A 23,871-nucleotide genomic window follows, 5' to 3' on the forward strand; every position below is an offset into this window, starting at 1 on the left:
TACGTAGTGTAGAGAAATCGCCTGCAACGTCAAAGGCGACTGCGCTACATCTTATTCTTTTTTAATATATATCAGAAGTTGTTCCGGCGTGGGCTTTCTGCTTTATGGCACCCGGCATTTGTACCTTATATTGTGCATACTTGCGCAGCGCAATTCGGTAGTTGTTGGTGCTGGTCGCAGGCAGCCACGGCTCCAGGTTCTCGTCCAGATAACCGGTTTTCAGCAGATCGCGGGAAATGTTGTTCACGGTCAGATGTTGTCCGAGGCGACGCAGGCGAACCACATATTCGCGAACGGTGCCGTGGCTCATCTCCGTTTGTTCAAACAGGAATTGCTTGAAGCCGATAATGTCGAAGAAGTCGCTTTGCTCTTTGCAGTGGAGATCGCCACAGAAACGGCAAAGCGCCACCCACTCTTTTTGCTCTTCGAGCCATGCTGCTTCGTCCATCAACGTGTCGAGGCGCGAAATCGCGATCTTATTGACGATTTCGCCACGGCGAACCAGCGTGATACGATCGAGTAACTTGTTACAGTGGGCGCAATGCGTCTGGCTGTGTTTAAAGTCTTTCAGGTAGCGGCTTAAAGGCCGTCTTTTTGATTGCTGCACCGTCATGATAACTCCTGGTTGTCAATACGTTGTGCGGCATTTTTAAGGTGAATCAATCACCTATAACTTACCCAGCTTGGTTCGTAAGCGTTTAATGGCCTGGCTGTGCAGCTGGCTCACCCGCGACTCTCCCACCTCCAGAACAGCGCCAATCTCTTTGAGGTTAAGCTCTTCCTGGTAATAAAGGGTCAATACCAGCTGTTCGCGTTCAGGCAGAGCTTCAATAGCTTCCATGACGCGCTGGCGTAAATTCCCTTCCATTAAATGGTGTAACGGGTTTTCTTGCTGATGCTCATCCGTCACCAGCTCGATGCTATCGCCATGCTCTTCTCGCCACTCGTCATAAGAGAAGAGTTGGCTATTATTGGTATCGAGCAACATCTGACGATACTCTTCAACAGCAATGCCAAGACGATCCGCCACTTCAGTTTCCGTTGCGTTGCGTCCCAGTTCCTGTTCCAGCTGCCCCATCGCATGCGCCACTTCGCGTGCGTTGCGGCGAACACTGCGCGGCACCCAGTCACGGCTGCGCAGCTCGTCCAGCATCGCACCACGAATACGCTGAACTGCGTAAGTCGTAAATGCCGTTCCTTGCAGAGCGTCGTATCGGTCAACTGCATTCAATAACCCGATACCGCCCGCCTGTAGCAGATCGTCGAGTTCCACGCTCGCCGGCAAGCGCACCTGGAGGCGCAATGCTTCGTGACGCACCAGCGGGACATAACGCTGCCACAGCGAGTGTTTATCCATTACACCTTCAGCGGTATAGAGTGAATTCACGATAAACAGCCCTGCGTTAGTTGAGTTATCGGCATGATTATCCGATTCTGCAGGGCGTTCAATTGGATGAAAAAGGGGGATAAAGTGAGGTTATTCTGAGGTTGCCCTCAACCGGGGCAACTTTTCTGCCTAAATTAACAGTTGCAACAATGAAAGATCGTCGCCCAGTTTGACGCTATCTATATGTTGATGAAAGAGCTTTCCCGCTTCCTGATTATGTTGGCTAAGGGAGTGGAAGCTGTAAATAACATCAATGATATTATCTTGTTCAATTTTCCCCGCCACGATAGCCTGACCGGCAAGTAACGTTTTCAGGAAATAGTACTCGGCAACGATTAAATAAAGATTATTCAACATGCTGCGACCGTTGCTCTGCGGGAACCCCTGCTCCCAGAGTTTGTATTTAAAAAAGTTCTTAAATGAGTGGTCATTGGTCGCCAGGTAACTACCCGCCACATCGCGCCAGACGGACTCGATGTTCTCCATGACCTTCTCTGCCGGCACGGTGTCACCCACAGACTCAAATTGTTGATAAAGTTGGTTAAAATAACGGTTTAATACCGCACCGCCGCGGGCCGTCGCTTTCTTCGTAAAGTAGCTCTGGATGAGCGAAATTAACGCGAATTTCAGGCTGTAGTTCTGATTAAATCCGCCCAGCTCCGTCTTGATTTTACCGCTCACCAGTTCGTTAACCAGCGAGAAATAAACCGTTTCGAGCGTGCCGATATTTTCTTCCAGGTTTTCGAGTTTTTCAGCCACCATGAGGAACTTCACCACGGCGTAGGCCTGTTCTTCAACGCTAACGTCCTCAACGCTGAATATATTCTGGCAGAAGAGATTGATGACTTTTGCCTTTAAATCAATCATCGGCGCAGTATTGACGTCCTGCTGGACAATGACCGATTCCATCATCGACATAGACTCCCGATCGTTCAACAGAAGTCGGGTGACTTCCGGACACGAGAGATTCAATGATTTTTCGATTTCATTTTTATAGACCCGGTTTGTCCGTGGAAACGACGAACAGGTTGGACTTAAGGCCTGCGCGCCCATGGCGCTGTGAATAGAACAGAGTTTTTCCGTATCCATGAACGGACAGTTTTTACTTTCCGTATGGAAAATCACTTCGCCCCAGTTGCCATACTGTTTTTTGGTAACTTTTATCGCCGTTTTCGCTGTGTGACGAATGGCGGCATTTTTACTGTTCAGATAGCGATTAACGGAGGATTTATCAAATGCGATGGTCCAGCCCTGACAACAATGTTCGCGGCATTCCCCACCGACACATGAAAAATCTGCGACCAGCTTTGGTTGAGTGACACTGATTTGTTTCACGGGCGGATTCTCAAATAGCAGAGATAAAAAAACCCCGCCGAAGCGGGGTTTCGTGCGTAAAATTAACGCAGCAGAGACAGAACAGTCTGTGGAACCTGGTTTGCCTGAGACAGAACAGAAGTACCAGCCTGCTGCAGGATCTGCGCGCGAGACATGTTGGAAACTTCAGTTGCGTAGTCAGCGTCCTGGATACGGGACTGAGCAGCAGACAGGTTGTTAGAGGTGTTGTTCAGGTTGTTGATTGCAGAAGTGAAGCGGTTCTGCACAGCACCCAGGCCAGAACGAGCGGTATCAACTTTAGCGATAGCTTTGTCAATGGTATCCAGTTCAGTACCAGCCAATGCTTTCAGGTCGATAGCGTTCACGCCCAGAGTAGTAGAGTCAGCTTTAGCACCGCTCAGGTCCAGATCGATGGTGTCGCCGTCGTTTACACCAACCTGAATTTTAACTGCACCAGCAGTACCGTCCAGCAGTTTGATGCCGTTGAAGTCAGTTTTGCCCGCAACACGGTCGATTTCATCCAGACGTGCTTTTACTTCATCCTGCAGAGAGGCCAGGTCAGATGCGCTGTTGGTGCCGTTTTTTGCCTGAACAGCCAGTTCACGAACACGCTGCAGGTTGCTGTTGATTTCGTTCAGAGAACCTTCAGCAGTCTGCGCCATGGAGATACCGTCGTTGGCGTTACGTGCAGCCTGGTTCATGCCTTTAATCTGGGAGGTCATGCGGTTTGCAATCGCTTGACCAGCGGCATCGTCTTTCGCGCTGTTGATACGCAGACCGGAAGACAGACGCTCGATAGCAGTGCCCAGAGAAGACTGAGATTTGTTCAGGTTGTTCTGAGTGGTCAGGGACAACAGGTTAGTATTGATAACTGCCATAATTTTGTTTCCTTCAAAAATTGGGTTTTAGGTCCGGTGCCTAACACTCACAGCGTCTCTCACCGTCAACAAGGTTATCGACGGGTCCCCAAAAGACTTTAGAATCAATTTTGAAAAAATTACAACCAACTGATTATTAACGGATTTATTTTTAAAAAATCAATTAAGGTCCGTCAGCGCGTTATTATTTACGCTTTTTTAACGCGCAAAGAGATGACAAAAAAGGCACACACTTATTCGTGTTTTCAATGCAGTGATAATGATCCTAAAGTGCAATCCTTTCATTTACCCCGCCAGGACGTGCCTATTCTTTGGATTATTTTTTTCTCACCATCGTAAACTTTTACGTTAAGAGGCCGATAAGAGTCCTGAACTACTTTCGTATTTTAAGGAAAATATGCATGGCTACTATCAGTAACCTCGGGATAGGTTCTGCAGGACTCGGGGATTTATATAATCAGTTGGAAGCGGCAGAGAAAACCAAGCTGACGACGATTACTTCCCAGCAATCAACGTATAACGCACAGTTAAGCGCTTACGGCAAGCTGCAGAGCGCCATGACATCGCTGCAGACTGCCACCGCTGCACTGGGTAAAGCCACCACCTGGAACTCAACGTCCGTGAGCAGCACCAACACGGCCTTTACCGCCACGACGACAGCTGATGCGTCCGTGGGTTCCTTTGTGGTTAACGTCAACCAGGTTGCAAAAGCACAGGCGCTCACTACCGGCTCCTATGCAAACAACACGGATCTGCTCGGCGATACGACAGGGACGACGCGTAAAATCACCATCACCCAGCCGGGCACGAAAACGCCTTTAGAGGTCACGCTGGCCGATGGCGATACGTCGCTGGCCGGGATCGCGAGCGCCATTAATAAAGCGAACGGCAACGTTACCGCCAGCGTCATTAAAGCGAAAGACGGTGATTACCGCCTGATGCTGTCATCAAAAACCACCGGTACCGATGGTGCGATGACCGTCAGCGTCACTGGCGACGCCAAGCTGCAAAGCGCCATTGGCTACGACTCAACCACCAAAACGGGCGCGCTGACGGTGAACACCGACGCACAGAACGCCATCGTGGTGGTGAACAACATCTCTATCGAGCGTCAATCGAATACCATTACCGATGCGCTGCCTGGCGTCACCTTCTCGGTGAAGGCCGAAAGCAAAGCCGATGAAACCCTTGAGGTTTCGCGCGCAACGGATGCAAACCAGAAGGCGATTACAGACTGGGTCACGGCGTACAACTCGCTGCAGTCCACCATTAACAGCCTGACGAAATATGTGCCGGTCGATGCAGGCTCCGGCAGCCAGTCTACCAGCAACGGCGCGCTGGTCGGTGATGCTAACGTGCGTGGGATCCAGTCTCAACTGCGCGGTCTGCTGACCGAAGTGCAGGCCGGCTCGGTTCAGATCATGGCCCAACTGGGGATTACCCAGGACCCGGTAAAAGGATCGGACGGCACTATCGGTAACCTAAAAGTGGATACCGATAAGCTGAAAAAAGCGCTTACCGATAACCCGAACGCCGTACAGCAGTACTTTGTCGGCGACGGAAAAACAACCGGCATGGCCACCCAGATGAGTAAAACACTGGATACCATGCTCAGCACCAGTACCGGCAGCGCCGGGGTGATCCAGAACGCGAAAGATGGGATCAACAAAACGCTGAAAACCCTGGGCGAACGCTACGATGCCATGGATGCCCAAATTGAAGCCACCATGGCACGTTACAAAACCCAGTTCACCAGCCTGGACGTATTAGTCACCAAAATGACCAGTACAGCCAACTACCTGACCCAACAGTTCTCACAAAAATAGTCGTCGCATTGAGGAGTGGAAATGTATAAGACCTCTGGTGTTCAATCCTATCAGCAGATAGGAGTCGAAAGCGCAGTGATGAATGCCAGTCCACACCAGCTGATTGTCATGTTGTTCGACGGGGCGCATAGCGCCCTTGTTCGCGCGCGTTTGTTCCTGGAAGCCGGACAAATTCGTGAGAAAGGCGAAGCGTTATCCAAAGCCATCAACATCATCGATAACGGTTTAAAAGCAGGACTGAACATGGAGGTTGAGAGCGAGTTGTCCGGTAACCTTGCCTCCTTGTACGAATATATGGTTCGACGTTTGTTACTGGCAAATGTCAGTAATGACGTAGACGCAATTGTTGAAGTCGAGGGTTTATTAAACAACATTGCGGATGCGTGGAAGCAAATCGGCCCCAATGCGTCCTCTATTTCAGGATAATTTTGATGAATAATCCCAGCGCAGCGCTTAGCCACTGGCAGGCGTTACATGCTCAGAGCATTGCTATGCTAAATCTCGCACATTCTGGTCAATGGGATGCGCTTATCGAGCAGGAAATGCATTACGTACAACTGGTGGAAAGGATTTCTCAAACGCCCATCATGTCATGCCCTCCGGCTCAGGTTGAGCAAGCGCGTGCGCTGCTGGAAATGATCCTTGAAAATGAAAATGCGCTTAAGGCGCTGCTGAAAGTCCGCATGGACGAACTGCGCAGTCTGATCGATCAAACCGGCAAACAGCAATCCATCACGTCTACCTATGGAAAGCTGTCAGGGAATATTCTTTATCCAGAAAGTTTTACCCGCGACACACAACTATGATTTCTTCATCCATACTCCAGAAGTCTGCCAATGGCTTCTGGAGCAAGGATGATGAAAAACCCCACCCTGTTACAATGTTTTCACTGGTACTACCCTGCTGGCGGTGAATTGTGGCGAGAGGTCACGGCGTTAGCACCCAATCTTAACGAAATCGGCATTAACATGATCTGGCTACCGCCCGCCTATAAAGGCGCGTCAGGCGGGTATTCTGTCGGCTATGACTCCTATGACCTGTTCGATCTGGGCGAGTTTGACCAGAAAGGCAGTATCGCCACCAAATACGGTGACAAAGCGCAGCTGCTGGAGGCCATCGACGCCCTCAAGCGCAACGACATTGCCGTGCTGCTGGACGTGGTGGTCAACCACAAAATGGGTGCCGATGAAAAAGAGCCTGTGCGCGTTCAGCGCGTGAACGAGCAGGATCGCACGCAAATCGATGATGAGGTCATCGAGTGTGAAGCCTGGACCCGCTATACCTTCCCTGCCCGCGCCGGGCAATATTCCCAGTTCATCTGGGACTACAAATGCTTCAGCGGCGTCGACCACATTGAAAACCCCGATGAAGACGGCATTTTTAAAATCGTCAACGACTACACCGGCGAAGGCTGGAACGATCAGGTTGATGATGAGATGGGTAACTTCGACTATCTGATGGGCGAAAATATCGACTTTCGCAATCACGCCGTCACCGAGGAGATCAAATACTGGGCCCGCTGGGTCATGGAACAGACGGGCTGCGACGGTTTTCGTCTGGACGCCGTCAAGCATATACCCGCCTGGTTCTACAAAGAGTGGATTGAGCACGTCCAGGAAGTCGCCGACCAGCCGCTGTTTATCGTGGCGGAATACTGGTCCCACGAGGTGGATAAGCTTCAGGCCTATATTAACCAGGTCGAAGGCAAAACCATGCTGTTTGATGCCCCCCTGCAGATGAAATTCCACGAGGCGTCGCGTCAGGGTCGGGATTACGACATGAGCCAAATCTTCACCGGCACGCTGGTGGAAGCCGATCCGTTTCATGCGGTGACTCTCGTCGCGAACCATGACACCCAGCCTTTGCAGGCGCTGGAAGCCCCGGTCGAAGCCTGGTTTAAACCGCTGGCGTATGCGCTGATCCTGCTGCGGGAAAATGGCGTGCCGAGCGTCTTTTATCCGGACCTCTTTGGTGCCAGCTATGACGATACGGGAGGAGACGGAGAAACGTACCATATTGATATGCCGGTCATTGAGCAGCTCCACGAGCTGATCCTCGCGCGCCAGCGTTTTGCCCATGGCGTGCAGACGCTGTTTTTTGACCATCCTAACTGCATCGCCTTCAGCCGCAGCGGTACGGATGACGATCCCGGCTGCGTGGTGGTGATGTCAAACGGCGACGACGGAGAGAAGGTGATTTGCCTGGGGGAAAACTACGGTAATAAAACGTGGCGTGATTTTCTCGGCAATCGCGAAGAAACGGTCACCACGGCGGCGGATGGCGAAGGAACGTTTACCTGCAAAGGCGGAAGCGTCAGCGTGTGGGTGATTGAGGATGCGTTGTAGAAACAAAGTCGGGTGGCGCTGACGCTTACCCGGCCTACGGGACGGTACTTTTGTAGGCCGGGTCAGGCGAAGCCGCAACCCGGCAAAAAAACGGCTACGGTAGTTTACTCGCCAGCGGATTCTTGCTCAGGTAATCGGCACACTCAACCGTTGGGCGATCGACCTTCTGCAGCTCCAGCCCGTCGTACTCAAGCGTCGAGCCATCGCGCTCCAGCGGATAGATATCCAGCTTACGCGTCACGTTGTAATAACTGTCTGAACGCAGCATGATTTTACCCGGCACGGCAATCACGCGCTGCCACTGACGGCAGTCCAGCGTATCGCCCTCTTCCGTCACCACCAGCGTGGCAATCGCTTCAGGGCTGACCATGTTGCTCTGCGGCCCTTTCGACTGCCAGTATCCCGCCAACTGCGACGGGACAGGATGCTTGATCACGTCGTTATAATTATCTACCTGAACGCACCCGGTCAGTGCCAGCAGCGCGCCAGCAATTGCTATTTTTTTCATCATCTTTCCTGCATTCGAAGAAAAAAATATTGTGGCATTAAAGCGCTGCGGCTGCCAGCGAAGATCGACAGGTCTTAGACCTGCATCCCCATCACTTCCTGATAGGCCGACACCAGCTTGTTACGCACCTGGATCCCCATCTGCAGAGAAACCGAGGCTTTTTGCAAATCGGTCATCACATCATTCAGCGCCACGCCCGGCTCGCCGAGGGTGAACTTCTCAGCCTGAGTGCGCGCTGCGGTCTGGGTATCACTGATACGGTCAAGAGCGGCATGCAGTTGCCCTGCAAAGCTGATGCTCGGCTGCTGATCTGCCACATTCTGGTTACGGGCCGTCATCGCCGTTGCCTGCAACTGACTGATTACCCCTTCAATGCCCTGTATAGCCATGACTCTCCCCTGGATGGTTTTTTACGCGGTCAAGACTAACAGCTTGTCAATAAGATAATGGCGGTAAATAGCATGAAAAAACCAGGTTATTTGACGCATAGAAAATCACGAATCATCAAATAATGGCAGGGCCATCAATATGGAACTTTTGTCGTGTTTGCCGACCCGGGAGTCAGTTTTGTTTCTCTACACGAATAACGTAAACCACCAGGATTTAAGAGGTGCGCAATGAGTGCAACAGCATCGACAGCGCCGCAAAATAAATCACTCGAGTGGATGAACCGCCTTCGCGCGAATCCTAAAATCCCGTTGATCGTGGCAGGCGCTGCCGCAATTGCGATCCTTGTAGCGATGGTCCTGTGGGCGAAAAGCCCTGATTACCGGACGCTCTACAGTAACCTTTCCGATCAGGATGGCGGCGCCATCGTCACCCAGTTGACCCAGATGAACATCCCTTATCGCTTTGCCGATAATGGCGGTGCGCTGGAGGTCCCGGCAGATAAGGTGCACGAACTGCGTCTGCGCCTGGCCCAGCAGGGGCTGCCGAAAGGCGGCGCGGTAGGCTTTGAGCTGCTGGATCAGGAAAAATTCGGTATCAGCCAGTTCAGCGAGCAGGTGAACTACCAGCGTGCGCTGGAAGGTGAACTGGCCCGCACCATTGAAACATTAGGCCCGGTGAAGAGCGCCCGCGTGCACCTGGCGATGCCTAAACCTTCCTTATTTGTCCGCGAACAGAAATCACCTTCGGCTTCCGTGACCGTGAACCTTGAGCCTGGCCGCGCGCTGGACGAAGGGCAAATCAGCGCGGTGACGCATCTCGTCTCCAGCGCCGTCGCCGGTCTGCCGCCGGGTAACGTGACGCTGGTTGACCAGAGCGGTCACCTGCTGACGCAATCCAACACCGCCGGTCGCGATCTGAATGACGCGCAGCTGAAATATGCCGCCGATGTCGAAAGCCGTCTCCAGCGTCGTATCGAAGCGATCCTCGGCCCGGTTGTGGGCAACAGCAACGTGCACGCGCAGGTCACCGCGCAGATCGACTTCTCGAATAAAGAACAAACCGAAGAGCAGTACAGTCCGAACGGCGATGCGGCTCAGGCGGTCATGCGTTCGCGTCAAATCAACTCCAGCGAGCAGGTTGGCGGTGCCTACCCGGGCGGCGTGCCGGGCGCGCTGTCTAACCAGCCTGCCCCGGCAAACGCGGCGCCGATCTCTACGCCGCCGGCCAATCAGCAGAACGGTCAGCAAAATAATCAGCAGACCACCTCTACGGCGAATAACAGCGGCCCACGAAACACCAGCCGTAACGAAACCACGAACTACGAAGTGGATAGAACGATTCGCCACACTAAACTGAACGTGGGCGATATTCAGCGTCTCTCTGTTGCGGTAGTGGTGAACTACAAAACGCTGGCGGATGGCAAACCGTTGCCGTTGACCGCCGAGCAGATGAAGCAGATTGAAAACCTGACCCGCGAAGCGATGGGTTACTCCGAGAAGCGTGGCGATACCCTCAACGTGGTGAACTCACCGTTCAACTCGGTTGAAGAGACCGGCGGTGAACTGCCGTTCTGGCAACAGCAGGCGTTTATCGACCAGCTGATGTCCGCAGGGCGCTGGCTGCTGGTGCTGATTGTCGCGTGGCTGCTGTGGCGTAAGGGCGTTCGTCCACAGCTCCAGCGCCGTGCTGAAGCTGAAAAAGCGGCTCGCGAGCAGATGAATGCGCGTCAGGAAACGGAAGAAGCGGTTGAAGTTCGCCTCAGTAAAGATGAACAGATGCAGCAACGCCGTGCTAACCAGCGCATGGGTGCCGAGGTGATGAGCCAGCGCATTCGCGAAATGTCAGATAACGATCCGCGCGTCGTGGCGCTGGTCATCCGCCAGTGGATGGGTAACGAACATGAGTAATACGCTTACGGGCACCGATAAAAGCGTCATCCTGCTGATGACCATTGGCGAAGATCGCGCAGCAGAGGTGTTTAAACACCTCTCCCAGCGAGAGGTACAGATTCTCAGTGCGGCCATGGCCAACGTGCGTCAAATTTCCAACAAGCAGCTGACCGAAGTGCTGTCGGAGTTTGAGCAGGAAGCCGAACAGTTTGCCGCGCTGAACGTCAACGCCAACGACTACCTGCGTTCCGTGCTGGTCAAGGCGCTGGGCGAAGAGCGTGCCGCCAGCCTGCTGGAAGATATTCTGGAAACGCGCGATACCGCCAGCGGTATCGAAACGCTCAACTTTATGGAACCGCAGAGTGCCGCCGACCTTATTCGCGACGAGCACCCGCAGATTATCGCCACCATCCTTGTCCACCTCAAACGTGGTCAGGCGGCCGATATTCTGGCGCTGTTCGAAGAGCGCCTGCGTCACGATGTGATGCTGCGTATCGCCACCTTCGGCGGCGTCCAGCCTGCCGCGCTGGCGGAGCTGACCGAGGTGCTGAACAACCTGCTCGACGGCCAGAACCTCAAGCGCAGCAAAATGGGCGGCGTGAGAACGGCGGCGGAAATCATCAACCTGATGAAAACGCAGCAGGAAGAGGCCGTCATTACGGCGGTTCGCGAATTCGACGGCGAGCTGGCACAGAAAATCATCGACGAGATGTTCCTGTTCGAAAACCTCGTCGAAGTGGACGACCGCAGCATCCAGCGCCTGCTCCAGGAAGTGGATTCCGAGTCGCTGCTTATCGCCCTCAAAGGCGCCGAGCAGCCGCTGCGCGAGAAGTTCCTGCGCAACATGTCTCAGCGTGCGGCCGATATCCTGCGCGACGACCTTGCCAACCGCGGCCCGGTTCGTCTGTCTCAGGTGGAAAACGAACAGAAAGCCATTCTGCTTATTGTTCGTCGTCTGGCGGAAACCGGCGAGATGGTGATTGGCAGCGGAGACGACACCTATGTCTAATGAGCTGCCGTGGAAGCGTTGGACGCCGGACGATTTGGCCCCTCCCCTCTCCGAGTTCACGCCAGCCGTGATCCCGACCGAGGAGCTTGACCCGGACGTCGAACAGCCTGAGCTAAGCGAAGAAGAGCAGCAAGCACAGATGCTGGCTCAGCTGCAAATGCAGGCGCACGAGCAGGGCTACAATGCCGGTCTGAACGAAGGCCGGCAGAAAGGCCACGAGCTGGGGTATCAGGAAGGCCTGTCAAAAGGGCTAGAGCACGGTATCGATCAGGCGCGCCAGCAGCAGGCGCCGATCCATGCCCGCATGCAGCAGTTGGTCAGCGAGTTTCAGCACACGCTGGACGCGCTGGACAGCGTGATTGCCTCGCGACTGATGCAGATGGCGCTGGAAGCCGCGCGTCAGGTGATCGGCCAGACGCCCGTCGTGGATAACACAGCGCTGATCAAACAAATTCAGGGCCTGCTGCAGCAGGAGCCGCTGTTCAGCGGTAAGCCGCAGCTGCGCGTCCATCCGGACGACCTGCAGCGCGTGGAAGAGAGCCTGGGCGCGACGCTAAACCTGCACGGCTGGCGTCTGCGCGGCGATCCGTCGTTACATCACGGCGGCTGCAAAGTCTCAGCCGATGAAGGCGATCTGGATGCCAGCGTCGCCACCCGCTGGCAGGAACTGTGCCGCCTGGCGGCACCGGGAGTCGTCTGATGACCGCACGCCTCACCCGCTGGCTCACCACGCTCGACAATTTTGAGACGAAGATGGCGCAACTGCCCTCTGTTCGTCGTTATGGGCGACTGACGCGCGCCACCGGTCTGGTACTGGAGGCCACCGGCCTGCAGCTGCCGCTGGGCGCGACCTGTGTGATCGAGCGTCAGGACGGTCTGGAAACGCGTGAAGTGGAAAGCGAAGTGGTCGGGTTCAACGGCCAGCGCCTGTTCCTGATGCCGCTTGAAGAGGTGGAAGGCATTCTGCCCGGCGCGCGCGTGTATGCCAAAAACACGTCTGGCGATGGGCTGCAAAGCGGGAAGCAGTTGCCGCTTGGTCCTGCCCTGCTGGGTCGCGTGCTGGACGGCAGCGGGAAGCCGCTCGACGGGCTGCCCTCGCCGGACACCACCGAAACCGGCGCATTAATCACCCAGCCGTTTAACCCCCTGCAGCGAACCCCTATCGAGCATGTGCTCGATACCGGCGTACGCCCGATTAACGCCCTGCTGACCGTGGGACGCGGACAACGTATGGGCCTGTTCGCCGGGTCAGGCGTGGGTAAATCCGTTCTGCTCGGCATGATGGCGCGCTATACCCAGGCGGATGTTATCGTTGTGGGCCTGATCGGCGAACGCGGTCGCGAAGTTAAAGATTTCATTGAAAACATTCTGGGTGCGGAAGGCCGTGCCCGCTCAGTGGTCATTGCCGCACCGGCGGACGTGTCGCCGTTACTGCGTATGCAGGGGGCAGCGTATGCCACCCGCATCGCCGAAGATTTTCGTGACCGCGGCAAGCACGTGCTGCTGATCATGGATTCGCTGACCCGCTACGCGATGGCGCAGCGTGAAATCGCGCTGGCTATCGGTGAGCCACCGGCGACCAAAGGCTACCCGCCTTCGGTCTTCGCCAAACTCCCTGCCCTGGTGGAACGTGCGGGGAACGGTATCAGCGGCGGCGGCTCCATCACCGCGTTCTATACGGTGCTGACCGAAGGCGATGACCAGCAGGATCCGATTGCCGACTCCGCACGCGCGATCCTTGACGGTCATATTGTGCTGTCGCGTCGTCTCGCCGAAGCCGGACACTATCCGGCAATTGATATTGAAGCCTCTATCAGCCGCGCAATGACGGCGCTGATAACCGAGAAGCACTACGCCCGCGTGCGTAACTTTAAACAACTCCTCTCCAGCTTCCAGCGCAACCGCGATCTGGTCAGTGTGGGGGCGTATGCCAAAGGCAGCGACCCGATGCTCGACAAAGCGATTACCCTGTGGCCGCAGCTGGAGGCATTTTTGCAACAAGGCATTTTTGAACGTGCCAACTGGGAAGATTCAATTCAGGCACTGGAGCTGATTTTCCCGCAGGTGTAACACAGGTGGAGGGCGAAGGTCATGGCGCAAAACAGCGCGTTATCAACGCTGAAAGATCTGGCTGAAAAAGAAGTTGATGATGCCGCATTGCAGCTTGGCGCAATGCGACGCGGGTGCCAGCAGGCTGAAGAACAGTTGAAGATGTTAATCGACTATCAGCATGAATATCGCACCAACCTCAATACCGATATGACACAGGGCATTGGAAGCCAGCGCTGGATTAACTATCAGCAGTTTATCCAGACGCTGGAGAAGGCGATAGATCAGCATCGCCAGCAGCTTCACCAGTGGACCCAGAAAGTCGATACCGCGCTGAATTTCTGGCGCGAGAAGAAGCAGCGACTGCAGGCCTGGCAGACCTTACAGGACCGACAGATTGCGGCAACGACCCTGGCGGAAAACCGTCTGGATCAGAAAAAAATGGATGAGTTTGCCCAGCGCGCATCAATGAGGAAACCGGAATGATCACACTGCAACAACTGCTGATGAGCGACAGCGACCTGTCAGGCGGTACGCAGACGGGGAAAGGCACCGACGGTGCACAGGACTTTCTCGCGCTGCTCGCGGGCGCCCTGTCGGACGCGACGGGCAAGGGCAAAGATGCACCACTGACCCTGGCTGACCTGAAAGCCGCCGGCAGCAAGCTGTCCCACGTTGCTCAGGACGCCAAAGGGGATACCACCCTGCAGGCCAAAATTGCCGACCTGCTCTCGCGCCAAACCGCGCTGAATGGCGACGAGACGGCGCCCGTCACCTCGCTTGATACGCTGGTTTCCGGACTGGTGCCGCTGTCTAAAGGTGACGCACTGAAGACGATCAATGCCGCGAACAGCAAAGATGACGGTAAAAGCGAGCTGAGCGAAGAGGAGCTGGCCGGATTGAGCGCCCTGATGGCGATGCTGCCGCACCAGCAAACTACCGCCTCTCGTGTAGCTGGCAGTGACGGCGTCTCCGCCACCGCAACGCTGAGTACAGCGGCGCTTGCGCAAAACGGCGCGGGCCAACCGTCCCTGAACGCGCTTCCGGGAAGCCATGATAAAGCGCAGAGTGCTGCGCCTTATCAGAGTCAGGCGAAAAACAGCGACCCGGCCCTGTCGGGCAACGCGCCGGCGACGCCGGTCGTGGCCGCAACCGCAGAGAAGCAGGAGCTCGCCAGCGCCTCCTCTTCATCATCGCCGACGGCTACCCTGGCACCGATTATGTCCAGCCATGCAACCAGTCAGACGGCCGCCACCGTTGCTCCCGCGCCGGTGTTAAGCCAGCCTCTGGGCACGCATGAATGGCAGCAGTCCCTGAGCCAGCACATCACCCTGTTCACCAAACAGGGCCAGCAGACGGCCGAGCTGCGTCTGCACCCGGAAGATCTGGGTCAGGTACAAATTTCGCTTAAGCTGGATGATAACCAGGCGCAGTTGCAGATGGTCTCTGCGCACAGCCATGTTCGTGCGGCGCTGGAAGCCGCGCTGCCGGTACTGCGGACCTCACTGGCGGAGAACGGCATTCAGCTTGCGCAGAGCAGCGTCAGCAGCGAGAGCTTTGCCGGGCAGCAGCAGTCCTCATCCCAGCAGCAGCACCAGGCTTCGCGTTCCGGCAACACCGGCGGTTTTAATGAAGAGAGCGATGAACTACTGCCCGTTCCTGCCGCCCTGCAATCCGCCGCGCGCGGTAACAGTGCCGTAGACATCTTCGCCTAAACGCCAGAGGTAGCGTGATTATCCCCGTCTTTTCCACGCTTTGACGACAGCAGGACACGGGATAATCACCTTATTAAGCTGTACCGAAACAGGAAGCTCGTATCAGATGACTGACTCCGCTATCACCAAAAAAAGTAAGCGTTCCATCTGGATCCCGCTGCTGGTGTTGATCACGCTCGCCGCCTGCGCTACCGCGGGCTATAGTTACTGGCGTATGCAGCAGGAACCTTCGACCGCTGCGGCCAAAGCCGAACCTGCACCGCCACCGGCGCCGGTATTTTTCCCTCTGGACACCTTCACCGTGAATCTCGGTGACGCGGATCGTGTGCTGTACGTCGGTATTACACTGCGCCTGAAGGATGAAGCCACGCGCGCGCGTCTGAATGATTATCTTCCGGAGGTGCGTAGCCGCCTTCTGCTGCTGTTCTCTCGTCAGGACGCTTCGGCGCTGGCCACCGATGTGGGTAAGCAAAAGCTGGTCGACGCCATTAAACAAACGCTGGCGACCCCGCTGGTAAACGGCCAACCTAAGCAGGAAGTCACTGACGTTCTGTATACAGCCTTCATTCTGCGGTAACGACATGGGCGACAGTATTCTTTCTCAGGCAGAAATCGATGCGCTGCTCAACGGCGACAGCGATAAAAGTGATGATCCGCAACCGGGTATCGGCGGCGATAGCGATATTCGTCCCTATGACCCGAATACCCAGCGTCGCGTGGTACGTGAACGTCTGCAGGCGCTGGAGATCATTAACGAACGTTTTGCACGTCAGTTCCGTATGGGGCTGTTTAACCTGCTGCGTCGTAGCCCGGATATCACGGTCGGTGCGATCCGCATTCAGCCGTATCATGAGTTTGCCCGCAACCTGCCGGTGCCAACCAACCTTAACCTGATTCATCTGAAGCCGCTGCGCGGCACCGGTCTGGTGGTGTTTTCCCCAAGCCTGGTGTTCATTGCGGTGGATAACCTGTTCGGCGGCGACGGGCGTTTCCCGACCAAAGTAGAAGGTCGTGAATTCACCCACACCGAACAGCGCGTCATTAACCGCATGCTGAAGCTGGCGCTGGAGTCCTACAGCGACGCGTGGAAAGCGATTAACCCGCTGGAAGTGGAGTACGTCCGTTCTGAGATGCAGGTGAAATTTACCAATATCACCACCTCCCCGAACGATATCGTCGTTAACACCCCGTTCCACGTGGAGATCGGTAACCTGACCGGCGAGTTCAACATCTGCCTGCCGTTCAGCATGATCGAACCGCTGCGCGAGCTGCTGGTTAACCCGCCGCTGGAGAACTCCCGCAACGAAGACCAGAACTGGCGTGAAAACCTGGTCCGCCAGGTCCAGCATTCGCAGCTTGAGCTGGTGGCGAGCTTCGCCGATATCCCGCTGCGGTTATCTCAGATCCTGAAATTACAACCCGGTGATGTTTTGCCGATAGAAAAACCCGACCGCATTATTGCCCATGTGGATGGTGTCCCCGTGCTGACAAGCCAGTACGGCACGATTAACGGTCAGTATGCGTTACGCGTTGAGCACTTGATCAACCCGATTTTGAATTCGCTGAATGAGGAACAGCCCAAATGAGTGACATGAACAATCCGTCCGATGAAAACAGCGGAGCACTGGACGATCTGTGGGCTGACGCGTTAAACGAGCAAAAAGCGACCCCGGCCAAAAGCGCAGCGGATGCCGTATTCCAGCAGCTCGGCGGCGGTGATGTCAGCGGCACGCTGCAGGACATCGACCTGATTATGGATATCCCGGTTAAGCTGACCGTTGAACTGGGACGCACCCGTATGACCATTAAAGAGCTGCTGCGCCTGACGCAGGGTTCCGTGGTGGCCCTTGACGGCCTGGCCGGCGAGCCGCTGGATATTCTGATCAACGGCTATCTGATTGCTCAGGGTGAAGTGGTGGTGGTAGCCGATAAATACGGCGTACGTATCACCGACATCATTACCCCGTCTGAACGTATGCGTCGTCTGAGCCGTTAAGCATGAAAACCCAGGCAACACTATCGCAACCTTCTGCCGTTCCCGGCTCACCTCTGCTCCAGGTGAGCGGGGCGTTGTTCGGTATTATTGCCTTTATTCTTATCGCCGCCTGGCTGGCGAAGCGCTTTGGCCTGGCGGGGAAAACTGCCGGCGCCCGCGGGCTGAAGGTCAGCGCCAGCACCACCCTGGGACCACGTGAACGCGTGGTCATCGTCGAGGTGGACGATGCGCGTCTGGTTCTGGGCGTCACGGCGTCAAACATCAGCGTATTACATAAGCTGCCGCCCGCCCCTGCTGTGGTGGACGAGCGTGCAGAGGCCCCTGCGGATTTCCAGTCCGTGATGAAGAGTTTGCTTAAGCGTTCCGGGAGATCCTGATGCGCCGTTTGTTATCCCTGACGCTTGCGGGCGTTGGCCTGTTTGCTCCCGCGGTCTATGCGCAACTGCCCGGTCTGGTGTCAACCCCTCTCGCAGGCGGCGGCCAAAGCTGGTCGCTTCCGGTTCAGACGCTGGTGTTCATCACCTCGCTGACGTTTATTCCGGCTATCCTGCTGATGATGACCAGCTTCACCCGCATCATCATCGTTTTTGGTCTGCTGCGAAACGCGCTCGGCACCCCTTCCGCTCCGCCAAACCAGGTTCTGCTCGGACTGGCGCTGTTTTTGACCTTTTTCATTATGTCGCCGGTGATCGATAAGATTTACACCGACGCCTATCAGCCGTTCAGCGAAGATAAAATCTCCATGCAGGAAGCGCTGGATAAAGGCGCGCAGCCGCTGCGGGAATTTATGCTGCGCCAGACGCGCGAAGCGGATTTGGCCCTCTTTGCCCGCCTGTCCAACACCGGCGAGCTGCAGGGACCAGAAGCGGTACCCATGCGTATTCTGCTGCCCGCCTATGTGACCAGCGAGCTGAAAACCGCGTTCCAGATCGGCTTTACCATCTTTATTCCGTTCCTGATTATCGACCTGGTGATCGCCAGCGTCCTGATGGCGCTCGGGATGATGATGGTGCCGCCCGCGACCATCGCCCTGCCCTTTAAGATCATGCTTTTTGTACTGGTCGACGGCTGGCAGCTTTTGGTCAGCTCGCTGGCGCAGAGTTTCTACAGTTAAGGAACGGCAATGACACCCGAATCGGTCATGATGATGGGCACGGAGGCGATGAAAATCGCGATTGCCGTTGCCGCTCCGCTGCTGCTTGTCGCGCTGGTTACCGGTCTGATTATCAGTATTCTGCAGGCCGCCACGCAGATTAACGAAATGACGCTGTCGTTCATCCCGAAAATCATCGCCGTGTTCGTGGCGATTATCGTGGCCGGACCGTGGATGCTGAACCTGCTGCTGGACTATATGCGCAACCTGTTTACCAATCTGCCGTACATCATCGGCTGACCTGACGATGCTGAACTTCACCAGCGACCAGTGGGTTCAGTGGCTCGGCGTCTACTTCTGGCCGATGCTGCGCATCATGGCGCTGATCTCCACCGCCCCCATTCTCAGCGAGAAATCGATACCCAAGCGTGTCAAAGTGGGGCTGGGGATTATCATCTCCATTATCGTCGCACCGTCTCTCCCTCCCGTGGATATTCCGATCTTCTCGGCGAATGCGGTGTGGGTCGCCCTGCAGCAGGTGATGATTGGCGTTGCCGTCGGCTTTACCATGCAGCTCGCTTTTGCCGCCGTGCGTACCGCGGGGGAACTGATTGGCCTGCAGATGGGGTTATCGTTCGCCACGTTTGTCGATCCCGGCAGTCATCTCAACATGCCCGTGCTGGCGCGCATTATCGATCTGCTCGCCATGCTGCTGTTCCTGTCGTTCAACGGCCATCTGTGGCTTATCTCCATGCTGGTGGACACGTTCCATACGCTGCCGATTGGCGAAAACCCGGTGAACAGCAACGCTTTCCTGGCGCTCACCCGCGCCGCGGGGCTGATCTTCCTGAATGGGCTGATGCTGGCGCTGCCGATCATCACCCTGCTGCTGACCGTCAACCTGGCATTAGGTTTACTGAACCGAATGGCGCCGCAGCTTTCGGTGTTTGTCATTGGTTTTCCGTTGACGCTGACGGTCGGAATTTTATTAATGTCATTACTGATGCCACTTATCGCTCCCTTCTGTGAACATTTATTCGGCGAGATATTCAACCTGTTAGCGGATATTGTCAGCGAACTGCCTCGTAAATAATAGACCGTACTGTTGCTACTGTCTTTCTGAGGATATTCCTAAAATAAAACGCGAAAAACATCTTCCAGGATATATCTGACGCGGTTTAATTGTTTCTAACCACCTCACAATACTTAATATTTACTTTACTTTAAGAAGATTCCTGGCAAATTATACGTAACTTTACGGGATAGTGAGTCCGCCTGAAAGTCTTTGTCATGCTCACAGGTTTATTATTTTTTTCCATCCCGTATGGCTGTTTTGAGCTCTCAGGCAGATGGTGAATTATCGTTACGCATTGAGTGAGGGTATGCCATGTCAACGATCATTATGGATTTATGCAGCTACACCCGGCTAGGGTTAACCGGGTACCTGGCAAGCAGAGGGGTAAGAAAGAGAGACATCAACGATGCACACACCGTTGACGAACTCGCAGCCGCTTGTGACGAACTAAAACCAGGCGTGGTGTTTATTAATGAGGACTGTTTCATTCACGATCCAGCCAACAGTCAGCACATTAAGCAAATCATTAATCAGCATCCAAAAACCCTGTTTATTGTTTTTATGGCGATCGCGAATATCCATTTCGATGAGTATTTGTTGGTCCGTAAAAATTTATTGATCAGTTCTAAATCGATTAAACCCGAGTCGCTGGATGACATTTTGGGTGATTATTTGAATAAAGAAGTTAAAAATGTAGGAGCGGTTAACTTACCCACCCTATCATTAAGCAGGACTGAATCAAGTATGCTGCGAATGTGGATGGCGGGACAAGGAACTATTCAGATCTCCGACCAGATGAATATTAAAGCGAAAACCGTTTCATCACACAAAGGAAATATTAAACGGAAAATTAAAACGCATAATAAGCAAGTGATCTACCACGTGGTACGCCTGACCGATAATGTGACGAACGGGATTTTCGTCAACATGCGTTAGTCGCTTAAGACCCTGTGCACCCTACCTTTGATCTCTGGCCTGGCCAGAGATTTTTGCTTCTGCAGAGGGTGTCGGGCACGCGATATGCTACCCGACGCCGTGTTAGTCTGCTTTCTCAACAAAAATACCGTCCGGATGCCCCAGTTCGTTAAAAAACCAAATGCCGAGCGGGTAGTCTTCCAGTGATACCAGGTACATTGTACCTTCGCTAAACTCTTCAATTGCCAGCACCACACCCGGGCGGCGCGGCCCACCGTCCGTTTTAACGGTTACCCGATCGTTGACCTTCATACATTCCTCCTCTGGTTTTGAGCCAGTGTAGAACAAAACGCAAAATCGCACATCGCCGCCCGGTGTGAATGGCGTTTTTATCTACAGTCTATACTTAGCGATGGACCCGGCTGAATGAGGAACCCCGCAATGAAGACCGATAAAGAGTACAGCGACACCATCAAGCGCGAAGTCGAGGTGGATGTCGATGCCCTGCTGGCCGCCATCAATGAGATTAGCGAGTCAGAAGTCCGCAGGACGGACGACAATTCGGACCGCGTCATTGTTAACGGAAGGGATTATCACACCTATCGTGAGCTGGCGGAGGCCTTCGAGCTCGATATTCACGACTTTAGCGTGTCGGAAGCCAATCGTTAGGGCGAAAAAAATCCCGGTCATGGGGATGACCGGGATCAAAACTTGCTTATGCAAGAAGCACTTGAAAATTCGTTACACCAGGAAATCTGATGTACAAGCCACACTATCCCCAACGAATTTGTCTGACAAGCATATATTCTTATGATGAATATAATATTTTTAACATAATGCTTTTCGTTATGAGCAATAACTTACGCTGAATGCGGGTTTGCCAGGGATTGTTCCCATTTCATCTGTTAACAATTCGGTTATTTTTTAAGAATTTTCTTAGAACGAAACGCAACCGTCATCGGGAGTCACTATGCCTTCACTGCGGGATACCTTGCTGATTTTTTCTGACCTGGATGGCGCGTTGCTGGATATTCATACCTACGACTGGCAACCCGCAATGCCCTGGCTGGACAGGCTACAGGATAACCAGATTCCGATTATTCTCTGCAGCAGCAAAACCGCGGCAGAGATGCTGGATATTCAGCAGGATCTGGGGCTGGAAGGCTTGCCGTTTATTGCCGAGAACGGCGCGGTAATACAGCCTGACGTGCGCTGGGACAAGGTCCAGCGTCAGATCCGGGGGATGACGCACCGGGATATTCGCCCGCGAATCGAGCAGATTCGTCTGCAGACGGGCTTTAAATTCACCACCTTTGACGATGTGGATGAGCACGTTATCAGCGAGTGGACCGGACTGACGCGCTACCGTTCGACGCTTGCCCGCAAGCATGAAGCCTCCGTCACGCTCATCTGGCGCGATACCGACGAGAAATTGGTCCAGTTTGAAGAGCAGCTGGCATACATCGGCCTGAAGTGTGTGCAGGGGGCGCGCTTCTGGCATATTCTCGACGCCCGCTGCGGTAAAGATGTGGCGGTTAACTGGCTGATTGAACAGTATCGCGAACAGGAAGAGATCGAGCCCACCACGCTGGGGCTCGGCGATGGCCCTAACGATGCGCCGCTGCTCGACAGCATGGACTTCGCGGTGATCATCAAGGGGATTAACCGCCAGGGTATCACGCTACGGGACGATAACCCCGAGCGGGTCTATCACACCCAACAGACCGGCCCGTCAGGCTGGCAGGAGGGGCTGGATCACTTCCTGTCCTGATCCCGCCACACGACCCGGTTACGCCCGCTCTGCTTAGCCTGATAGAGCCGGACGTCCGCCACGGACTGCAGCTGTTCAAAATCGTAGTTGCCCGTTTCATCCGCGCTGCTGACGCCCAGCGACGCGCTGATGCGCAGGGTGGTGCTCTTCTTCACCAGGATCTCCTTACTGGTGATTCGGCAACGAATGCGGTCAGCGACGCCTCTCGCCTCCTCCAGACCAATGCCGGGAAGGACCACACAAAACTCTTCTCCGCCGACGCGCCCGGCCACATCATTCTTGCGTAACGCGCTGGCAATCACGCCTGCCGTATGGGAAAGCACCTTATCACCGGCCTGATGGCCGAAACGGTCGTTAATGCTTTTAAAATGGTCGAGATCGATCTGAATCACCGAGAACGGCAGCGCCTGCTGGCGGCAGGTTTCCGCCAGCAATTTGGCGCGGTCGAACAGCGCGCCGCGATTATTGAGCCGTGTCAACGGATCGTGCCAGGCCTGCCACTGGAGGGAGTGCTGAAGCGTGTACATGTTACTCACCATCCGACGGATCACCAGCCACGAGATCAACAGCATGGCGGTAAAGAGCGCCCACAGCAGCGCCAGCACGATACTGATACTGCCGAAATCATCCTGCACCCCTTCATGCAGGGTGTGGATCCGCAGGACGACGCCATCGAAGTGATCGAGCCGCTCCCAGGTGATAAATCGGCTCCCGAGGCGGGTCCCGCCGCCGGTATCATGCTCAATCGCCTGGGCAATCTGCGCCGTTTCGCGTTCGTCAAAATGGTTAACCAGGCTTCCCGCGTGGGCAGAGGTGGCTATCATATTAAGCCGGGTATCGTACAGCTGATACTCCCCCTCCGTCCGGTCTTCCGTCGCGTCGGTCAGCAGACGCTGCATCGTGTCTAAGGTAAAGTCCATCGCCACGACGCCGTACCAGTAGTGATCGAAATAGATGGGGACGCTGGCGGTGATCGTGCGTTCATCCCCGGTCCAGGATGAAGGGGTAGAGATAAACCAGCGCACGGCGCGCGCGCGATTGTTACGTTCTGACTGCTGGGTAAACCAGGACTGCGTGACCAGATGATAATAGCGGGCGGTAATATCGCCCGCCCGATCCGGCGTATCCGTGGAAAGGAAAAATCCGGCGCGAGAGACGTAGATCACCCGCGCTTCTGTTTGCGCTCTCGATGATGCCAGCCTGAGCAGATACCCCACTTCGAGTGCGGCAGAAATTTCATGACTGATGCGCTCAGCGTCCCGGTTCAGAAGGGTGGTTTTATCCACGAATGCATCCGAGACCCCGTTAAGGGGAAGCGTGCGCTTTTTATCAACGGCAAGTTGCCAGGTGGGGAGCATGCGGACGGTATTAAAGCGTGACACCGCATCCTGTAAGACATCAAAGGCCAGCGGCGTCTCGATTGCATCATGCATGCCCTGGCGGAACAACAGCATCCTGTCGACGCTGTTCTGTAACTGCCTGTCCAGCGAACTGGCCACCGTATCCAGATGGTTGCGCTGGCTGGAGATGTACGCCTCTTCCAGCACCACCACCTCACGCCAGGTCAGGAGCGTGGAAAACACCAGAACGATCAGAAAACAGAGATTAACAATCCGCCCCGGATTGCTACGCTTATGCAGCCATTGCAAAAAAGTTTGTCTTACAACAAAGGTATCGCGCTGCACACACA

27 protein-coding genes and 1 pseudogene are annotated in these 23,871 nt (G+C 54.8%); 20 read left to right on the forward strand and 8 right to left on the reverse strand.

Going from position 1 to position 23,871, the window contains the following annotated elements; translation table 11 throughout:
* Window positions 1-61: 61 nt before the first annotated feature.
* The 4 genes from fliZ to ACMGGQ_RS12770 form a co-directional block, all read right to left on the reverse strand.
* Window positions 62-613 (reverse strand): flagella biosynthesis regulatory protein FliZ, encoded by a 552-nt coding sequence (gene fliZ, locus ACMGGQ_RS12755; protein ID WP_008500339.1) that lies wholly within the window; start codon window positions 611-613, stop codon window positions 62-64.
* A 54-nt stretch (window positions 614-667) separates the two neighbouring features.
* On the reverse strand, window positions 668-1,387 hold the full coding sequence (locus tag ACMGGQ_RS12760; protein ID WP_008500338.1) for an RNA polymerase sigma factor FliA: 720 nt from the start codon (window positions 1,385-1,387) through the stop codon (window positions 668-670).
* 129 nt (window positions 1,388-1,516) lie between these two features.
* Entirely contained in the window at window positions 1,517-2,722 is a 1,206-nt protein-coding gene (fliB, locus tag ACMGGQ_RS12765; RefSeq protein WP_420290121.1) for a flagellin lysine-N-methylase, read from the reverse strand.
* 62 nt (window positions 2,723-2,784) lie between these two features.
* The gene (locus tag ACMGGQ_RS12770) at window positions 2,785-3,600 is read right to left on the reverse strand and encodes a flagellin (protein ID WP_198925388.1); all 816 of its coding nucleotides are present in this window, start codon (window positions 3,598-3,600) and stop codon (window positions 2,785-2,787) included.
* Between the two features lie 401 nt (window positions 3,601-4,001).
* On the opposite strand from ACMGGQ_RS12770, the gene fliD reads away from it, so the two are divergent.
* Genes fliD through amyA form a run of 4 tightly spaced genes read left to right on the forward strand, consistent with a single transcriptional unit; the run spans window position 4,002 to window position 7,771 of the window.
* Complete coding sequence (gene fliD / locus ACMGGQ_RS12775) at window positions 4,002-5,426, forward strand: flagellar filament capping protein FliD (RefSeq protein WP_233096248.1); 1,425 nt, start codon at window positions 4,002-4,004, stop codon at window positions 5,424-5,426.
* A gap of 21 nt (window positions 5,427-5,447) precedes the next feature.
* The gene (gene fliS / locus ACMGGQ_RS12780) at window positions 5,448-5,852 is read left to right on the forward strand and encodes a flagellar export chaperone FliS (protein WP_196351795.1); all 405 of its coding nucleotides are present in this window, start codon (window positions 5,448-5,450) and stop codon (window positions 5,850-5,852) included.
* Window positions 5,853-5,857: 5 nt separating this feature from the next.
* Window positions 5,858-6,232, forward strand: coding sequence for a flagella biosynthesis regulatory protein FliT (gene fliT / locus ACMGGQ_RS12785; protein WP_045908165.1), 375 nt, complete (start codon window positions 5,858-5,860; stop codon window positions 6,230-6,232).
* 51 nt (window positions 6,233-6,283) lie between these two features.
* Window positions 6,284-7,771, forward strand: coding sequence for an alpha-amylase (amyA, locus tag ACMGGQ_RS12790; RefSeq protein WP_262805274.1), 1,488 nt, complete (start codon window positions 6,284-6,286; stop codon window positions 7,769-7,771).
* Window positions 7,772-7,865: 94 nt separating this feature from the next.
* On the opposite strand, the gene yedD is transcribed toward amyA, so the two are convergent.
* Both yedD and fliE read right to left on the reverse strand, forming a co-directional pair.
* A complete protein-coding gene (yedD, locus tag ACMGGQ_RS12795) occupies window positions 7,866-8,279 on the reverse strand; it encodes a lipoprotein YedD (RefSeq protein WP_234083871.1) in 414 nt (137 codons plus the stop codon).
* Between the two features lie 74 nt (window positions 8,280-8,353).
* Window positions 8,354-8,668: a flagellar hook-basal body complex protein FliE gene (gene fliE / locus ACMGGQ_RS12800; RefSeq protein ID WP_008500329.1), complete on the reverse strand. Its 315-nt coding sequence runs from the start codon at window positions 8,666-8,668 to the stop codon at window positions 8,354-8,356.
* 228 nt (window positions 8,669-8,896) lie between these two features.
* On the opposite strand from fliE, the gene fliF reads away from it, so the two are divergent.
* The 14 genes and pseudogenes from fliF (at window position 8,897) to rcsA (ending at window position 20,431) form a co-directional block, all read left to right on the forward strand.
* On the forward strand, window positions 8,897-10,576 hold the full coding sequence (gene fliF / locus ACMGGQ_RS12805) for a flagellar basal-body MS-ring/collar protein FliF (protein ID WP_048029395.1): 1,680 nt from the start codon (window positions 8,897-8,899) through the stop codon (window positions 10,574-10,576).
* On the forward strand, window positions 10,569-11,567 hold the full coding sequence (fliG, locus tag ACMGGQ_RS12810; RefSeq protein ID WP_008500327.1) for a flagellar motor switch protein FliG: 999 nt from the start codon (window positions 10,569-10,571) through the stop codon (window positions 11,565-11,567). Before fliF ends, fliG begins: the two co-directional genes overlap by 8 nt.
* On the forward strand, window positions 11,560-12,267 hold the full coding sequence (gene fliH, locus ACMGGQ_RS12815; protein WP_045908162.1) for a flagellar assembly protein FliH: 708 nt from the start codon (window positions 11,560-11,562) through the stop codon (window positions 12,265-12,267). The genes fliG and fliH overlap by 8 nt, the downstream gene beginning before the upstream one ends.
* Window positions 12,267-13,637, forward strand: a complete 1,371-nt coding sequence (gene fliI, locus ACMGGQ_RS12820) for a flagellar protein export ATPase FliI (RefSeq protein ID WP_045908161.1) — start codon at window positions 12,267-12,269, stop codon at window positions 13,635-13,637. The genes fliH and fliI overlap by 1 nt, the downstream gene beginning before the upstream one ends.
* Window positions 13,638-13,658: 21 nt before the next feature.
* On the forward strand, window positions 13,659-14,102 hold the full coding sequence (gene fliJ, locus ACMGGQ_RS12825) for a flagellar export protein FliJ (RefSeq protein ID WP_021241386.1): 444 nt from the start codon (window positions 13,659-13,661) through the stop codon (window positions 14,100-14,102).
* A complete protein-coding gene (gene fliK / locus ACMGGQ_RS12830; RefSeq protein ID WP_262766028.1) occupies window positions 14,099-15,331 on the forward strand; it encodes a flagellar hook length control protein FliK in 1,233 nt (410 codons plus the stop codon). The genes fliJ and fliK overlap by 4 nt, the downstream gene beginning before the upstream one ends.
* Window positions 15,332-15,437: 106 nt before the next feature.
* Complete coding sequence (fliL, locus tag ACMGGQ_RS12835; protein WP_021241388.1) at window positions 15,438-15,908, forward strand: flagellar basal body-associated protein FliL; 471 nt, start codon at window positions 15,438-15,440, stop codon at window positions 15,906-15,908.
* Window positions 15,909-15,912: 4 nt separating this feature from the next.
* The gene (fliM, locus tag ACMGGQ_RS12840; protein WP_008500320.1) at window positions 15,913-16,917 is read left to right on the forward strand and encodes a flagellar motor switch protein FliM; all 1,005 of its coding nucleotides are present in this window, start codon (window positions 15,913-15,915) and stop codon (window positions 16,915-16,917) included.
* Complete coding sequence (gene fliN / locus ACMGGQ_RS12845; RefSeq protein WP_008500318.1) at window positions 16,914-17,327, forward strand: flagellar motor switch protein FliN; 414 nt, start codon at window positions 16,914-16,916, stop codon at window positions 17,325-17,327. The genes fliM and fliN overlap by 4 nt, the downstream gene beginning before the upstream one ends.
* 2 nt (window positions 17,328-17,329) lie before the next feature.
* Window positions 17,330-17,704, forward strand: coding sequence for a flagellar biosynthetic protein FliO (gene fliO / locus ACMGGQ_RS12850; RefSeq protein WP_028016024.1), 375 nt, complete (start codon window positions 17,330-17,332; stop codon window positions 17,702-17,704).
* A complete protein-coding gene (gene fliP, locus ACMGGQ_RS12855; protein WP_008500316.1) occupies window positions 17,704-18,441 on the forward strand; it encodes a flagellar type III secretion system pore protein FliP in 738 nt (245 codons plus the stop codon). The genes fliO and fliP overlap by 1 nt, the downstream gene beginning before the upstream one ends.
* Window positions 18,442-18,450: 9 nt before the next feature.
* Entirely contained in the window at window positions 18,451-18,720 is a 270-nt protein-coding gene (fliQ, locus tag ACMGGQ_RS12860; protein ID WP_008500315.1) for a flagellar biosynthesis protein FliQ, read from the forward strand.
* Window positions 18,721-18,727: 7 nt separating this feature from the next.
* Window positions 18,728-19,520, forward strand: a pseudogene (gene fliR / locus ACMGGQ_RS12865) (flagellar biosynthetic protein FliR); the annotation flags it as partial.
* 287 nt (window positions 19,521-19,807) lie between these two features.
* The gene (gene rcsA / locus ACMGGQ_RS12870) at window positions 19,808-20,431 is read left to right on the forward strand and encodes a transcriptional regulator RcsA (protein ID WP_008500313.1); all 624 of its coding nucleotides are present in this window, start codon (window positions 19,808-19,810) and stop codon (window positions 20,429-20,431) included.
* 102 nt (window positions 20,432-20,533) lie between these two features.
* On the opposite strand, the gene dsrB is transcribed toward rcsA, so the two are convergent.
* Window positions 20,534-20,722: a protein DsrB gene (gene dsrB, locus ACMGGQ_RS12875; RefSeq protein ID WP_008500312.1), complete on the reverse strand. Its 189-nt coding sequence runs from the start codon at window positions 20,720-20,722 to the stop codon at window positions 20,534-20,536.
* A gap of 129 nt (window positions 20,723-20,851) precedes the next feature.
* Here dsrB and yodD point away from each other — a divergent pair, with 129 nt between their 5' ends.
* Entirely contained in the window at window positions 20,852-21,079 is a 228-nt protein-coding gene (gene yodD / locus ACMGGQ_RS12880) for a YodD family peroxide/acid resistance protein (protein WP_013097742.1), read from the forward strand.
* A 301-nt stretch (window positions 21,080-21,380) separates the two neighbouring features.
* Entirely contained in the window at window positions 21,381-22,181 is an 801-nt protein-coding gene (locus ACMGGQ_RS12885; RefSeq protein WP_229226087.1) for a mannosyl-3-phosphoglycerate phosphatase-related protein, read from the forward strand.
* Here the strand turns inward: ACMGGQ_RS12885 and dgcQ are convergent.
* Window positions 22,166-23,866 (reverse strand): cellulose biosynthesis regulator diguanylate cyclase DgcQ, encoded by a 1,701-nt coding sequence (gene dgcQ / locus ACMGGQ_RS12890; protein WP_420290122.1) that lies wholly within the window; start codon window positions 23,864-23,866, stop codon window positions 22,166-22,168. The two genes, ACMGGQ_RS12885 and dgcQ, sit on opposite strands and share 16 nt — an antisense overlap.
* Between the last annotated feature and the right edge of the window lie 5 nt (window positions 23,867-23,871).

Source organism: Enterobacter sp. BNK-13, assembly GCF_048685015.1.
Taxonomy (GTDB): Bacteria; Pseudomonadota; Gammaproteobacteria; order Enterobacterales; family Enterobacteriaceae; genus Enterobacter; species Enterobacter quasiroggenkampii.

Excerpts from the sequence above, each read along its gene's own strand:
- fliZ (WP_008500339.1), bottom strand. The coding sequence starts at position 613 with ATGACGGTGCAGCAATCAAAAAGACGGCCTTTAAGCCGCTACCTGAAA.
- ACMGGQ_RS12770 (WP_198925388.1), bottom strand. The coding sequence starts at position 3,600 with ATGGCAGTTATCAATACTAACCTGTTGTCCCTGACCACTCAGAACAAC.
- fliD (WP_233096248.1), top strand. The coding sequence starts at position 4,002 with ATGGCTACTATCAGTAACCTCGGGATAGGTTCTGCAGGACTCGGGGAT.
- fliS (WP_196351795.1), top strand. The coding sequence starts at position 5,448 with ATGTATAAGACCTCTGGTGTTCAATCCTATCAGCAGATAGGAGTCGAA.
- fliT (WP_045908165.1), top strand. The coding sequence starts at position 5,858 with ATGAATAATCCCAGCGCAGCGCTTAGCCACTGGCAGGCGTTACATGCT.
- amyA (WP_262805274.1), top strand. The coding sequence starts at position 6,284 with ATGAAAAACCCCACCCTGTTACAATGTTTTCACTGGTACTACCCTGCT.
- yedD (WP_234083871.1), bottom strand. The coding sequence starts at position 8,279 with ATGAAAAAAATAGCAATTGCTGGCGCGCTGCTGGCACTGACCGGGTGC.
- fliE (WP_008500329.1), bottom strand. The coding sequence starts at position 8,668 with ATGGCTATACAGGGCATTGAAGGGGTAATCAGTCAGTTGCAGGCAACG.
- fliF (WP_048029395.1), top strand. The coding sequence starts at position 8,897 with ATGAGTGCAACAGCATCGACAGCGCCGCAAAATAAATCACTCGAGTGG.
- fliG (WP_008500327.1), top strand. The coding sequence starts at position 10,569 with ATGAGTAATACGCTTACGGGCACCGATAAAAGCGTCATCCTGCTGATG.
- fliH (WP_045908162.1), top strand. The coding sequence starts at position 11,560 with ATGTCTAATGAGCTGCCGTGGAAGCGTTGGACGCCGGACGATTTGGCC.
- fliI (WP_045908161.1), top strand. The coding sequence starts at position 12,267 with ATGACCGCACGCCTCACCCGCTGGCTCACCACGCTCGACAATTTTGAG.
- fliJ (WP_021241386.1), top strand. The coding sequence starts at position 13,659 with ATGGCGCAAAACAGCGCGTTATCAACGCTGAAAGATCTGGCTGAAAAA.
- fliK (WP_262766028.1), top strand. The coding sequence starts at position 14,099 with ATGATCACACTGCAACAACTGCTGATGAGCGACAGCGACCTGTCAGGC.
- fliL (WP_021241388.1), top strand. The coding sequence starts at position 15,438 with ATGACTGACTCCGCTATCACCAAAAAAAGTAAGCGTTCCATCTGGATC.
- fliM (WP_008500320.1), top strand. The coding sequence starts at position 15,913 with ATGGGCGACAGTATTCTTTCTCAGGCAGAAATCGATGCGCTGCTCAAC.
- fliN (WP_008500318.1), top strand. The coding sequence starts at position 16,914 with ATGAGTGACATGAACAATCCGTCCGATGAAAACAGCGGAGCACTGGAC.
- fliO (WP_028016024.1), top strand. The coding sequence starts at position 17,330 with ATGAAAACCCAGGCAACACTATCGCAACCTTCTGCCGTTCCCGGCTCA.
- fliP (WP_008500316.1), top strand. The coding sequence starts at position 17,704 with ATGCGCCGTTTGTTATCCCTGACGCTTGCGGGCGTTGGCCTGTTTGCT.
- fliQ (WP_008500315.1), top strand. The coding sequence starts at position 18,451 with ATGACACCCGAATCGGTCATGATGATGGGCACGGAGGCGATGAAAATC.
- rcsA (WP_008500313.1), top strand. The coding sequence starts at position 19,808 with ATGTCAACGATCATTATGGATTTATGCAGCTACACCCGGCTAGGGTTA.
- dsrB (WP_008500312.1), bottom strand. The coding sequence starts at position 20,722 with ATGAAGGTCAACGATCGGGTAACCGTTAAAACGGACGGTGGGCCGCGC.
- yodD (WP_013097742.1), top strand. The coding sequence starts at position 20,852 with ATGAAGACCGATAAAGAGTACAGCGACACCATCAAGCGCGAAGTCGAG.
- ACMGGQ_RS12885 (WP_229226087.1), top strand. The coding sequence starts at position 21,381 with ATGCCTTCACTGCGGGATACCTTGCTGATTTTTTCTGACCTGGATGGC.